The sequence below is a fragment of the Shewanella sp. AC34-MNA-CIBAN-0136 genome (assembly GCF_040309945.1).
In the GTDB taxonomy this organism is placed as follows: Bacteria; Pseudomonadota; Gammaproteobacteria; order Enterobacterales; family Shewanellaceae; genus Shewanella.
This window is the reverse complement of sequence record NZ_JBEOPJ010000014.1, coordinates 1-13,910: the sequence shown is the minus strand read 5'-3', so window position 1 is coordinate 13,910 and position 13,910 is coordinate 1. Positions and strand designations below refer to the sequence as shown.

11 protein-coding genes are annotated in these 13,910 nt (G+C 41.2%); 4 read left to right on the top strand and 7 right to left on the bottom strand.

Annotated features, from left to right (window positions below):
* Positions 1-200: 200 nt before the first annotated feature.
* A complete protein-coding gene (locus AAEY94_RS14225) occupies positions 201-1,637 on the bottom strand; it encodes a glyceraldehyde-3-phosphate dehydrogenase (protein ID WP_011637403.1) in 1,437 nt (478 codons plus the stop codon).
* A gap of 200 nt (positions 1,638-1,837) precedes the next feature.
* Here AAEY94_RS14225 and AAEY94_RS14220 point away from each other — a divergent pair, with 200 nt between their 5' ends.
* From AAEY94_RS14220 to AAEY94_RS14210, 3 genes are all read left to right on the top strand, one after another.
* Positions 1,838-2,668: a DUF2989 domain-containing protein gene (locus tag AAEY94_RS14220; protein WP_350979088.1), complete on the top strand. Its 831-nt coding sequence runs from the start codon at positions 1,838-1,840 to the stop codon at positions 2,666-2,668.
* Positions 2,669-2,898: 230 nt separating this feature from the next.
* Complete coding sequence (gene gap / locus AAEY94_RS14215) at positions 2,899-3,909, top strand: type I glyceraldehyde-3-phosphate dehydrogenase (protein ID WP_350979087.1); 1,011 nt, start codon at positions 2,899-2,901, stop codon at positions 3,907-3,909.
* A gap of 619 nt (positions 3,910-4,528) precedes the next feature.
* Positions 4,529-6,445 carry a methyl-accepting chemotaxis protein gene (locus tag AAEY94_RS14210; RefSeq protein ID WP_350979086.1) on the top strand — a complete coding sequence of 639 codons (1,917 nt, stop codon included), beginning with the start codon at positions 4,529-4,531 and terminating at the stop codon, positions 6,443-6,445.
* Positions 6,446-6,643: 198 nt separating this feature from the next.
* Here AAEY94_RS14210 and nadA read toward each other — a convergent pair whose 3' ends face one another.
* The 5 genes from nadA to astE form a co-directional block, all read right to left on the bottom strand.
* Positions 6,644-7,711 carry a quinolinate synthase NadA gene (gene nadA / locus AAEY94_RS14205; RefSeq protein ID WP_162023056.1) on the bottom strand — a complete coding sequence of 356 codons (1,068 nt, stop codon included), beginning with the start codon at positions 7,709-7,711 and terminating at the stop codon, positions 6,644-6,646.
* 112 nt (positions 7,712-7,823) lie between these two features.
* Complete coding sequence (locus tag AAEY94_RS14200; RefSeq protein ID WP_101088349.1) at positions 7,824-9,443, bottom strand: dihydrolipoyllysine-residue acetyltransferase; 1,620 nt, start codon at positions 9,441-9,443, stop codon at positions 7,824-7,826.
* Positions 9,444-9,452: 9 nt separating this feature from the next.
* Positions 9,453-10,430, bottom strand: a complete 978-nt coding sequence (locus AAEY94_RS14195) for an alpha-ketoacid dehydrogenase subunit beta (protein ID WP_101088350.1) — start codon at positions 10,428-10,430, stop codon at positions 9,453-9,455.
* 3 nt (positions 10,431-10,433) lie between these two features.
* Complete coding sequence (locus tag AAEY94_RS14190) at positions 10,434-11,612, bottom strand: thiamine pyrophosphate-dependent dehydrogenase E1 component subunit alpha (protein WP_162023054.1); 1,179 nt, start codon at positions 11,610-11,612, stop codon at positions 10,434-10,436.
* 156 nt (positions 11,613-11,768) lie between these two features.
* On the bottom strand, positions 11,769-12,797 hold the full coding sequence (astE, locus tag AAEY94_RS14185; RefSeq protein ID WP_101088352.1) for a succinylglutamate desuccinylase: 1,029 nt from the start codon (positions 12,795-12,797) through the stop codon (positions 11,769-11,771).
* Positions 12,798-13,018: 221 nt separating this feature from the next.
* Between astE and msrA the strand changes: the two genes are divergently transcribed.
* Positions 13,019-13,498 carry a peptide-methionine (S)-S-oxide reductase MsrA gene (gene msrA / locus AAEY94_RS14180; RefSeq protein WP_101088353.1) on the top strand — a complete coding sequence of 160 codons (480 nt, stop codon included), beginning with the start codon at positions 13,019-13,021 and terminating at the stop codon, positions 13,496-13,498.
* A gap of 184 nt (positions 13,499-13,682) precedes the next feature.
* Here the strand turns inward: msrA and AAEY94_RS14175 are convergent.
* Positions 13,683-13,910, bottom strand: a 228-nt coding sequence (locus AAEY94_RS14175; protein WP_350979085.1) for an integrase core domain-containing protein, incomplete at its 5' end; no start/stop codon positions are given.

Here is a 13,910-nt window from a genome sequence, read left to right as displayed (position 1 = left end):
AAAACACATTTATTGCAACATAATGACTGTTTGATGCATAAATCATCATTATGATTAAATAAATTACAACGCGCATAAAAAAGCACCTCCAAAGAGATGCTTTATCATAAATATGACGGTAAGTACTCAATAAACAGCGATATTAAGCTTGTACGCCTTTCGAGTATTCACCACCATGAATGGGTAGTTTTTATAACACATTAGCTTTTTGGTAATGATAATGTGGTTAAACCAAGCATTTTTTGCATAACGCCAACAACCTGGCAGCTATAGCCAAATTCGTTGTCATACCATACGTATAAAATGGCACGTTTACCCTCTGCTATCGTCGCTTGCGAATCAACAACTCCGGCATAACGTGAACCGACTAAATCGCTAGATACTATTTCAGTTGATTCAGTAAAATCAATTTGATTTTGTAATCCAGACTGTAATGCGACATCTTTTAAATATTCATTCAGTTCATCACGATTAGTTTCATGTTGTAAATTAACACTAATAATCGCCATTGATACGTTAGGTGTTGGAACTCGGATTGCGTTACCGGTTAGCTTACCCGCTAATACAGGCAATGCTTTAGCAACAGCTTTAGCGGCACCCGTTTCAGTAATCACCATGTTTAACGGTGCACTGCGACCACGACGGTCGGCACTATGGTAATTATCGATTAGATTTTGATCATTCGTATACGAGTGAATCGTTTCTACGTGGCCATTCTCAATAACGTATTTGTCATTAACCGCTTTCAACACTGGCGTAATAGCGTTTGTAGTGCAGCTTGCCGCTGAAACAATTGTGTCTTCATCAAGAATATCGTTTTCATTCACACCATAGACGATATTTTTAATAGCGCCTTTAGCAGGTGCCGTTAACAATACTTTTGAAGCTCCTGGGCTTTTAAGGTGTAAACCTAAACCTTCTTCATCTTTCCAAATACCAGTATTATCGACAATTAATGCATCTTTAATATCATACTGAGTGTAATCAACTTGATCAGGAGAATTTGCGTAAATAATCTGAATATAAGTGCCGTTAGCGATGATTGCGTTGTTTTCTTCATCAACTTCGACAGAGCCATTAAATGGTCCGTGTACCGAGTCACGACGCAATAAGCTAGCACGTTTCTCTAAATCACCCTTTTTACCACCGCGCAACACAATGGCACGCAGACGCAATTTGTTGCTTTTACCGGTACGTTCAATTAATAAACGTGCCAGCAAACGGCCGATACGACCAAAACCATAAAGTACAACATCACGAGCCGGGGTATCATCACCGTGATTAACCGCTTCTGACAATTCTTGTGTCATATAAGCTTCAATACCGCTCGCATCCTTGTTATTACGCCAGTAATTAATCGCTAATTTACCAATATCCACTCTGCAATGTTTAATCGCTAATTTGCTAAGTGCTACAACAAATGGGAAACTTTCACGAAGACGTAATTTTTCACCGACATGACGACGTACTAAACGGTGTGACTTAATGATTTCGATGGTTGATGCATTAAGCAATGGTTTACCATATACCATTACTTCAATGCCTTGGTTACGATACAACTTGCCAAGCAACGGTTGCATTGCTTCTGCCATTTCGAAACGTTCTTGCCAGCTCTGTAAATGTTTATCTGCGCTCATGTAGGGATCCTTTATCTCACTTTTCTCGTTTTTTCAGAAAGGTTTGAGTAACAAAAAGAAAAGACCAATAATTTAGTATATTGTATGGGGGTGGCCCCTGTTGGTCGCCGACATTGTAATGAAATACAGGTTATTTCGCTAGTAACAAATTTTCGGTAAATGTGTAATTTTATTAGACAATTTACCTCTCGGAGACGATTTTGAGCAAAAATTTTGTATTAATTACATCATTTACAGTTATTGGGGCATTATTTGGCCTTTTTGGCTGCGATAATGACCGTAATAGCGATCTCATTTGTAAAAATAATCCCGAACTTTGTAGCGATTTACACAAAGATAGTTGGTGCCGATTTGAAAAAGGCGACTTGATCCGTCATCGATACGCGTTAAAACAGAGTTCGACACCCACTGGGAAACAACTTTATCAGCAGCTGGTTTATCTAGAAAATTACAGTAACTGCATCGAATTAGCCGCAGGGGTTCAACATAAGTTGAATACCGACCGTACACGAGATCGCGAGCGAGCATTTGCGGTAAGTACTCAAACATTATCTGAACTTCAAGAATTTACCCGCACTAATAATGAGGTGCATTTGGCATTTTATCGTTGGACGCGTTTCAACGATCAAGACGCATTCGCCATTGTTGAACGCACCTATAAGCAAGGTCAACTCACCGACAATGACATTATTACCCAACTAGCAGCTTATTATGTGCGAGTCTCACCTAACGACGCTAAAACGCTTTATTTGCATTTGTTAGCCACAACAGAACCAGCCAAAATCGATGCTGATTGGTTTTTAGCGTTAGCATCAATATATCGGCAACAACAAAATGCTGAAAAAGAATACCTGTTAACTCGAGCAAATTTGTTAATGAGTGACAACCATGCCGATGAAGAAAAGTTATTGGCCATTATTAAAGGCAATAAAACATTAGCGACAGAACTCGATAAACAAGCACTTGAATTAATCTCTGCGGTAATGAGTAAACAATTTGCACAGAGTCGTAGCGAGATGTTACTAAAGTAAGCATAAATCACCTCACTAATCGGCCAATATTATCTCGCTTACGTTAGTGTACAACTTACAAAACTGTGCTTAATTTATATTCAAAACGAGCTTAATGTAAAAAAAATACAAAATTATTGGCTTAATTCGGCATATTTAGGTGATTTAGCTTGATTATTACAGCCAATTTGGTAATTTTACAACCAGGCGATTTACATGCCACCAAATTATTTTAACTTGAGGGATATGAGATGACTATCCGTGTAGCAATTAACGGCTATGGCCGTATCGGTAGAAATGTTTTACGTGCTCTATACGAAAGCGAAAAAAATTACCCAATCGAAATCGTTGCATTAAACGATTTAGGTGATGCATCAATTAATGCTCACTTAACTAAGTACGATACTGTACATGGTCGTTTCAACGCAAAAGTTGATCACGACGATGAAGCTATCTATGTTAATGGCGACAAGATCTTAACTTTCCAAGAACGTGACCCATCAAAGTTACCTTGGGCTGAGTTGAAAATTGACATCGTTTTCGAATGTACTGGTATTTTTACTTCTAAAGAATCTGTGCAACCGCACCTTATTGCTGGCGCTAAGAAAGTACTTATTTCTGCACCAGGTAAGAATGTTGATGCCACTGTTGTTTACGGCGTAAACAACGAAGTATTAACTGCTGATATGACAGTAGTTTCAAATGCTTCTTGTACTACTAACTGTTTAGCGCCTATTGCTAAGCCGTTAAATGATGAGCTTGGGATTGAGTCTGGTTTAATGACCACTATCCACTCTTACACTAACGATCAGCGTTTATCTGATGTGTATCACACAGATTTACGTCGTGCTCGTGCTGCGGCAATGTCTATGATCCCTACCCAAACCGGTGCAGCTGCTGCAGTAGGTTTAGTGGTTCCTGAGCTTCAAGGCAAATTTGACGGTTTAGCGGTACGTGTACCAACAATTAACGTATCTTTAGTTGACTTAACCTTCTTAGCGTCTCGCGACACTACTGTTGAAGAAGTTAATGCCATCATTACTCGTGCTTCACTACAGTCTCCAATGTCTGAAGTTTTAGCGATTAATTTAGAACCATTGGTGTCTATCGACTTTAACCATAATCCTTTCTCTTCGAATTTCGACGCAACACAAACTCGTGTTAATGGTCGTTTAGTGAAAGTGATGTCTTGGTATGATAACGAATGGGGTTTCAGTAACCGCATGTTAGACAACGCTGTTGCACTAATGAACGCTAAGTAATCTACAAATATTATTTAATACTTGATAGAAATCTAGTTAGCTTAAGAGCCTCGCATATATGCGGGGCTTTTTGTTTTGGCTGCTGGGTAAGCAACATCCCCTTCTCTTATTGTTTCGATGCAGTGTTGATTTCTGTTTATTAACTTTCTTTTGATCTATGCGGCCTTCGGTCGAGAAGCTAGTGGCGTTTCGCTCACACCTAAGTCAAAGGGTAAAGCGATTGATCTCCTCATCGCTCCAACTAAATATTAATAAAAAAACAAAAAACGACATTAAGTCTGCTGTTAATCATATGTACAAGCTTAAGCGTAGCACTTCACTTTCATATTCAATTCTTTGGCATAATCTAGAATTGAGGTGAGAATGATGAGGGCTTTTATAATTAGCTTTTCGCCGGCGAAGGTCTCATCTGCTTTCGATATGTCTGCTTGGCGCACTGAAATACAATTACTGTGAAGGAATTCATAAATCATTAGCAAAGACCGCTTATTTTTATAACCACAAATGGCATGTGAGCCATTGAACACGGTTTTTTTAATAATTTATAGATAGTATTGCGTTCTATAAAAATATTAATTAATGCTAGCTTAAATTTTAAAATCGCTAAAAGGAACAGTACATGGTCAATACATTTAATCTCAATATCGGCAACCGTATAATCTTAGGTATTACGGTCATATTGATCTTGGTCATGGGTACTGTTATCCCCTTCGTACTATCAGAATTCACAACCAATATTGATAGTGCAGAGCAACGCGAGTTACATAAACTCTATGAAACCGCTACCGCTGAAATTGAGTCAACTGGGAAATTAGCCCAAGCGTTGGCAACCGTCGTTGCTCGCAATTCAGACTTACAAAAGTTGTTTGCCGAAGGCGACCGAGAGACGTTAGCATTAAAAACATTACCATTATTTGAAACCTTGAAAGAAGATTATGCCGTTCGTCAATTCCAGTTTCACTTGCCACCTGCTACCTCATTCTTAAGAGTACATAAGCCTGAGAAGTTTGGAGACGATTTATCATCATTTAGACAAACCGTTATCGTTACCAATAGAGACCAAAAACCAGTAAGAGGGCTAGAGAAAGGTGTTGCAGGCATCGGAATTCGTGGGATTATGCCTGTCAATTATCAGAATGCACATATTGGTTCTGTAGAGTTTGGTATGTCTTTCGGCCAGGCATTTTTTGACCAATTTAAGAATGATTATAAGGTCGATATTGCGCTTTACACTCAAAAAAATGGACAATTTGAAGCATTTGGAGCGACGACTGAACCTCATAGTTTTTCTGATACTACTCGTCTAGCACAAGCATTCAATGGGGTAATACTTAACAACCAATCTACATTACATGACACTTCCTATGCTGTTTATTTACATCAAGTAAAAGATTTCTCTGGACAGCCAATAGGTGTCCTAGAAATAGCGTTGGATCGCACACACAATGTAAATGCTATCAATGATGTGACCTTTACTATGATTAGTGTTGGTGTCATTGCCTTGTTATTAGGTATCGCTATTGCTTGGGTTATTAGCAGAAGTATCACCACCCCAATAAATATGACAACCCATACAATGAACAACATTGCCGATGGCGATGGTGATTTAACGCTCCGTTTATCAGTAAGCGGAAATGATGAAATTACCGCATTATCCAAAGCATTCAATCAATTTGCAACAAAGGTACATAATACAATTAATCAAGTTATGTCCGCCACACAGCAACTGAATCACTCTGCCGAGCGTTTATCAGGCATCACACTCGAAACTCAAGCTGATGCAGTAAAACAGCAGCAAGAAACTGAGCAGGTTGCTACAGCAATGAATGAAATGAGCGCGACAGTTCAAGATGTTGCACAAAATGCAACAGAAGCTGCTGATGCTGCTCAAAAAGCAAATGAGGCTACTCAAGCAGGTAAGCAGGTAGTTAGCAAGGTTTCATCGGAAATCAATCAATTGGCTTCTGAAATCAATATTGCAACACATGCAGTGTCCGATTTACAAAACCAAACGACAGCCATTGATAGTGTTCTAGAAGTTATTCGAAATATTTCAGACCAAACAAATTTATTAGCGCTGAATGCAGCTATCGAAGCAGCCCGAGCAGGAGAGCAAGGTCGAGGATTTGCAGTTGTTGCCGACGAGGTTCGTACCTTAGCCAGTCGCACACAAGCTTCCACGCAAGATATACAAGCAATGATAGAACAATTGCAAAGTGGTGCGGCTAAAGCTGTTCAAGTAATGAAAGATAGCGGTAAAGTTACAGACTCATGCGTTACTCAGGCAATAAATGCAGACCATGCCCTCGATGACATTTTTGCAGCGGTAAACACCATTACAGAAATGAATATTCAAATCGCCAGCGCAGCAAACGAACAATGTGCAGTCTCAAATGAAATAAATAAAAACATTACCAATATCAACGATATTGTTACCAAAACAACCGAAGGGTCAATGCAAACAGCAAGTGCAAGTGAAGATCTGGCTGATTTATCTAAACAACTGAATTCCTTAGTAGGCCAATTTAAGATTTAAACAAAACGAAATACAACAAACCAATTTGATAATTAACAAAAAACCAAGTCTACACCACTTGGTTTTTTTGCTTATCCTATAATGGCTCGCTTGGGCATTATATTAATATTTAAGGCTAGCGTACATTAGCGTAAAAGACCCAATAAAAAGCCGACGAGATGTCGGCTTTATGTTTTTATGATCACTAAACCCAAGCTTTTAGGCGTTGCCCTTCACTTTCATGTTCAATTCTTTGGCAAAATCGAGCATGCGGGTGAGTGGGATGAGTGCTTTAATGCGAAGTTCTTCACCCACAAATATTTCATGATTGGTTTTATCGGCATCGACTAATGAAGCTTCGATAGCGGGTAAACCGTTCATGGCCATCCATGGACAGTGGGCGCAGCTTTTACAGGTTGCTCCATTGCCGCCGGTTGGGGCTTCAAGTAATATTTTACCAGGAGCCGCTTGCTGCATTTTATAAAAAATGCCGCGATCGGTAGCGACGATAAACTTGTCGTTTGGCATGGTTTGCGCAGCTTTAATCAGCTGGCTAGTAGAGCCTACAGCATCAGCAAGTTCTACTACACTGGCAGGTGATTCTGGGTGTACTAGAATCGCCGCCGTAGGATGCTGTTTTTTAAGCTCACGAAGTGCTTTGGCTTGAAACTCATCATGCACAATACAATCGCCTTGCCATAACAGCATGTCGGCGCCAGTTTGTTTGTTGATGTAAGCGCCTAGGTGACGATCGGGTGCCCAGATAATTTTTTTATCTTGGCTGTCTAAATGCTCGACAATTTCAAGTGCGATGCTTGAGGTTACGACCCAATCCGCACGTGCTTTTACTGCGGCAGAGGTATTAGCATATACCACAACCGTATGGTCGGGATGGGCATCGCAAAACTCACTGAATTGCTCAATCGGGCAACCTAAATCTAATGAACAGGTTGCTTCAAGAGTTGGCATTAAAATGGTTTTTTCTGGGCTTAAGATTTTAGCGGTTTCGCCCATAAACTTAACGCCAGCAACAATTAATGTTTTGGCTGGGTGATCACGACCAAAGCGGGCCATTTCTAATGAATCAGACACACAACCGCCCGTCTCTTCAGCTAATGCTTGAATTTCAGGATCGGTATAATAATGGGCAACAAGTACTGCATTTTGATCAATCAATAACTGTTTAATACGTGCTTTATACTGTGCTTTTTCAGTGTCAGACAACACGGCAGGTTTTGGCGGAAACGGATATTCAATCATTTCAATTTTAGGTGCCGACAGACTCATACAGGTTCCAATCGATTTACATTGTTCGAGTATTATACGAAAAAGCCACTTAAAACAAAAGGACGTGTTAGCGTCCTTTTGGATAAGATAGTGCAATTAACACTAATCATCATTAGCGCATGGCTAATAACATTTCTTGTGGTTGCTCTAGGTAGTGTTTCCACAAATTACAGAAGCGAGCAATGGTGCCACCATCAATAACGCGGTGATCGCCAGACCAACTTACTTGCATAATTTTACGCGCTTCAACTTCACCTTTAGCATTAAAGCGTGGCAGTATTTGTAATTTACCTAACGCCACAATGGCCACTTCCGGCTTGTTAATAATCGGCGTTGCTATGGTACCGCCTAATGCGCCGATATTAGAAATCGAAATGGTACCGTCTTTCAAATCTGCTGGCGACACACGGCCACTGCGTGCGGCGGTGGTTAAGCGTGAAATTTCAGCAGCAATATCCAAAATAGACTTACTTTGTACGTCTTTAACATTCGGTACCAATAAACCCATTTTTGAATCAACGGCCATACCAATGTTATGACGAGACTTGTAAGTGAGTTCGGTACAATCTGCATTAACTTGGCTATTTAATATCGGAAATTCTGTGATCGCTAATGACATGGCCTTCATAAAGAATGGCATCATGGTCAGCTTCACTTCGTCAGTTGAATAGCGTTGCTTCATGCTTTCACGTAAGGCAACGAGTTCGGTAAGGTCAAACTCTTCACAGTAAGTAAAATGAGGGATAGTCGATACTGACTCAACCATCATTTTCGCCATAATAGCTTTGACGCCTTTGATAGGTTCAACCCGATCGTTCGCCGTTACATTACTCACTATGCCGCTATTCACAGAACTGCCAGCTTGAGCATTATCTTGACTCGTTGACGACACTGGCGTTGTGCTTGCTGCAGCTTGAGTGGCATGACCACCTTGCTGATGACGTTCAATATCTTCTTTGTAAACTCGGCCATTTTTGCCTGTGCCAACAACCATAGCAATATTAATGTCCAGTACGCGTGCCATGCGGCGAACGGCTGGGCTAGCTAAGGCTTTACCTTGTGCAACAGGTTCAAGGTTAACTTGTGGCGCAGCTGCTTGTGCTTGTTCAACCACTTCAACAGGAGCTGACGGAGCATTAACTTCAGCTTCGACTTCAATGGCAAATAAAGGTGAGTGCACTTTAGCAAGCTGACCTTTACGATAATGCAGTTTGACAATTTTACCGGCTTTCATCGCCGGGATTTGCACTAACGCTTTATCGGTCATCACATCAGCGATGGGTTGATCTTCAACGACGATATCGCCTTCTTCGACTAACCAATCAACCAATTCACATTCAACAATCCCTTCACCGATATCAGGTAATAAGAACTCTTCAATGTTTGACTGACTGCTGGTTGTGGCCGTAACAGCATTACTGTTGTTAACAGCTGAATCGTTAACCGGTGTCATGGCAGCAACAGGCGCTTCAATGACGCTATCGTTGTCATCTCCATCCATTTCAACTGCGTACAATGGTTGATGCACAATGGCGATTTCACCTTTGGCGTAGTAAAGCTTGGTAATTTTTCCAGCATGCGGCGCCGGAATTTGCACTAAGGCTTTATCTGTCATTACATCAGCAATCGGTTGATCTTCAGTGACAATGTCACCTTCGCTAACTAACCAATCAACTAATTCACATTCCACCACACCTTCGCCGATGTCGGGTAAAATAAAATCTTTAATCATACCTTACTCCTAAAACGACACTGTGGCCTTGATGGCTTCGAAGGTCTTTAATTCATCTGGCATGTATTCTTTTTCATGCACCAATGGATAAGGCGTATCTAATCCGCACACACGATTGATCGGTGATTCAAGCGATAAGAAACATTCTTGCTGAATGGTTGCCGCAATTTCACCAGCAAAACCACCGGTTAATGGCGCTTCATGGTTAATCAGTAAACGACCTGTTTTGGTCACTGATTTTGCGATAGTTTCAACATCCCATGGCGCGATAGTGCGTAAGTCGATAATTTCACATGAAATACCTTCTTTCTCGGCACGTTCGCAGGCTTTTTCGACGATTTCCATCTGTGCGCCCCAAGCCAGAACAGTAATATCACTGCCCTGCTTAACCACTTGTGCTTTGCCTAATTCGATAACGTAGTCACCGGCTGGAACCTCGCCAACAGATGCGCGGTACAAACGTTTAGGTTCAAAGAAAATCACCGGGTTTGGATCGCGAATAGACGCCAGCAACAACCCTTTAGCTTGTTCTGGATTACGCGGAATGACCACTTTTAAACCAGGCGTTTGGGTAAAATAGGCTTCAGGTGATTGAGAGTGGTAATGTCCACCGGCAATACCACCACCGTATGGTGTGCGGAAGGTTAACCCACCCACATCAAATTGATTACCACTGCGGTATCTAAATTTTGCCGATTCATTAACGATTTGATCGAATGCCGGAAAAATATAATCAGCAAACTGAATTTCTGCAACAGCAGTCATGCCATAAGATGCTAGACCATTAGCAAAACCAGCAATACCTTGTTCAGTGAGCGGCGTGTTAAAACAACGGTCGCGACCAAACTGCTCTTGTAAACCAGAAGTCGCGCGAAAAACACCACCGAAGTGGCCAACGTCTTCACCAAAAATCACCATGCGCTCGTCGGCAGTCATGGCTATTGATAACGCCTCGTTGATGGCGTGTAACATATTCATTTGAGCCACGGTTTAGAGTCTCCCTGCGCTTTTTGGATAGGCTTTTGGATACTTAGCAATGTGTTCTTTCAGCTCTTTAAGCTGTTTTCTCAATGCTGGAGTCGGTTTATCAAGCACATCTTCAATAATTTCATCTAGTTTCGGAATAGGTAGCTTTTCAGCTACTTTAACCGCTGCTAATACTTCTTCGCGATAACGTTCAAATAACTTGGCTTCATCGGCTTCAGTTATCCAGCCTTTGTTAACCATCCATAATTTAAAACGTTTTACTGGATCGTGTTGCTGCCATTTGGCTTCTTCTTCTTTTGAACGGTAACCAGATGGATCGTCTGATGAAGAATGCGCGCCCAAACGATACGTCATCGCTTCAATCAATACTGGAGCATTATGTTCTAGTGCATGGGCACGAGCTTGTTGCGTGGCGGCTAACACCGCTAGCATGTCGTTACCGTCTACACGAATGGTATGCATACCGTAACCAACTCCCCGACTGGCTATACCGTTACCAGCAAACTGCTCTTCAGTTGGGGTTGAAATAGCATAACCATTGTTACGACAGAAAAAGATGGTCGGAGACTTAAGCACTGCGGCCATGTTCAAACCAGCATGGAAGTCACCTTCTGATGCTGCGCCTTCACCAAAATAACAAATGGCAACGTTACGCTTGCCTTGTAATTTCATGCCATAAGCAACACCTGTGGCTTGTGGAATTTGAGTTGCCAAAGGTGATGAAATAGTTTGGTAGTTGAGTTCACGGCTGCCGTAATGAATCGGCATTTGGCGACCTTTACCTAAATCTTTCTCGTTACTGAACATTTGATTCATAAATTGTTCAGTCGTAAAGCCGCGATAACGCAATGAGGCGTGCTCACGATATTGAGCCAAAATGACGTCGTCTTTATCAAGCGCGGCTGTGCTGCCAATAATTGAGGCTTCTTCACCGGTACAGGTCATGTAAAAACTAATCCGTCCTTGACGCTGCGCACCCAACATACGCTCGTCTAATACGCGTGTAAAAACACAGGTATCAAAGATTTTTTCGGCCAGAGCCTTGTCGATTACTGGTAGAACCGCACTTTCATAAGTGGTGCCATCAGCTTGCAAAATACGCAAGATGGGGATGTGCAATGACGCTTTGTCTAAGAAGCTGACACGGTGCACTGTTTCATTGGTCAGTGGTGCGTTGCTCATATTATGCTCTTGTTATTGTTGAGCCATGTTCAACATAAACATGGCTCTATTTATACTATGCGAGTAGACATTACGTTAACGTAAACTACCTATCAATACTTACTCTCACTGTAAACGCATTTTACTCGCGATTGACATGTATATATTGCTTTACGACTAGATAATAGTTTCGTTCAACGCGGGTACTAAACACAACACCGTACGTTGGCCAACCGGCACGTTCTCATTAGGAAATACGATCGCTTCTAATGGTTGCTCGACTGTGATTTGCTTCCCGCCTTCTGTCGCTAATACCTCGCCCTGACTAAAGGCACTGAAGTTTTCTGCATCGCCTGCAAAGCTAAATTCAAAATTATCAAAGTGCTTGTTAATAGAGCGCGATACCTTATACAAATTGACCTTGCTAGGGTCGAACTCAACAGGTGCTAACTCAGTTTCAGTAATCAACTTTTCAAGCATAGTATGAGTTTGTGCAAAACGACTCATATCATTTTGGCCAAATGGCATTACTTTGCCTAATTCCACAGTAAAAGCATCTGCTTGAAATTGCTCTGACGAATAATAACTAAACGTCGTTGTTGGTTCGTGGTGAAACAACATAGTATCAACGCCACATGCCGCCAAAAACATAATTTGTTCACCGCTAAAAGCACGGCCAGGACGGTATGGGTATATGGCAAACTTTTCATGCTTAGAAGCACGAATAGCAGTATGTAAGTCGTAATGAATACGCTGATTGTCATTATTGGCATTGAAAAAGTCTGCCACGTATTGCTCTAACGCTTTTGCTCGGTGACGCTCCGGATGGCTTAAGCCCTCGCCTTTAGAATGCGCGCCACTAAATAGACGATTCATGTTTTCATCAATAAAACGGGTTTTATTGATGATCGCGGCCGGATTACCAATTAAAAACATCACTCGCTGCTTGGCAACAATTCGTTGGCTGAGCAAATCTTTAATGAGTTGATTACAGATTTCAATCGGTGCAGTTTCATTACCGTGCACAGCACAAGACAGCACGATATCTTTGGTTGCATTAGCCGGAGTAAATACAATCACTCCCGTATCCCATACATCTACACGGGTATGATCTGCCAACATAAAATCAGATGCTTCAGGTAATTGATTTGGATTGGCTAAGGTATAGGCTAAAAAATCATGGTTTATCATCAGGTCAGATAACACTATCAACTCCTTGTCTCATTATTATATGGCGTAGTTAACTTTGACGTAAAACGATGTTAACTATTACTGCCTATTGTCGCGGATTCTATCATAGCCAAACGCTATTTTATTGGTGGCATATGTTAGATTTATTTATTAATAAAAGTTTGCTTGCAAAACTACACAATATTCAACACAATTGTAGCCATCTAGACTTCTATAATTTGTTTTAAGGGTATGTCATGGCGTTAGCAACATTTGGTGCAGGCTGTTTTTGGGGTGTTGAATATTTTTTCCGTGAAATTAACGGCGTCAGTAACGCAACGTGTGGCTACATGGGTGGCAAAGACAGTGCGACCACATATAAAGAAGTGAAGACGGGTTCAACTGGTCACGCAGAAGTGGTTCAAGTTGAGTTTGATCCAGAAATCGTCAGTTACGACGACTTGTTGGACACTTTTTGGAAAAATCACAACCCAACCATGCTGAATATGCAGGGCGGTGACATTGGTACTCAATATCGCAGCACGATTTTTTTTCACGATAAAGAGCAAAAAGCCCAAGCTGAAAGCTCAAAGCTGGCATTAGCACGAAGCGGTAAATGGGGACAGCGTCATATTGTGACTGAAATTGTACCGATACAAACATTCCACATTGCCGAGGAATACCACCAGAATTATTTAGAAAAAAATAATTTACCAACCTGTCACTTGGTTTACTAATTGGATTGAGATAAATAGTACTTTTCTTATTCGTGATCAACCAAAATCACTGAGATTTTTGAGTTTACGACACATTGTTGAAATAAGAGAGATGTCCTTATTTCAACAATGAAACAAAAACACCCTATTTGAGCAACGGCAGAGGGTAATCTCCCCATTTTTAGCTGAGGTCAAAAGTAGAGACTTAGGCCACTAGTGCCAGTTTTTGCTTTGGTGGGACACCACCAATTGCTGTATTGGGTCTTTCATTGTTATAAAACCATAGCCATTGTGTCGCATGTTCCTGTACCTCGGCAATACTATTCCAAAGATATTGGCTCAGCCATTCGTATCGTACAGTCCGATTATAGCGTTCTACATAGGCATTCTGCTGTGGATTGCCAGGCTGAATAAATTTCAGTTCTACATTGTG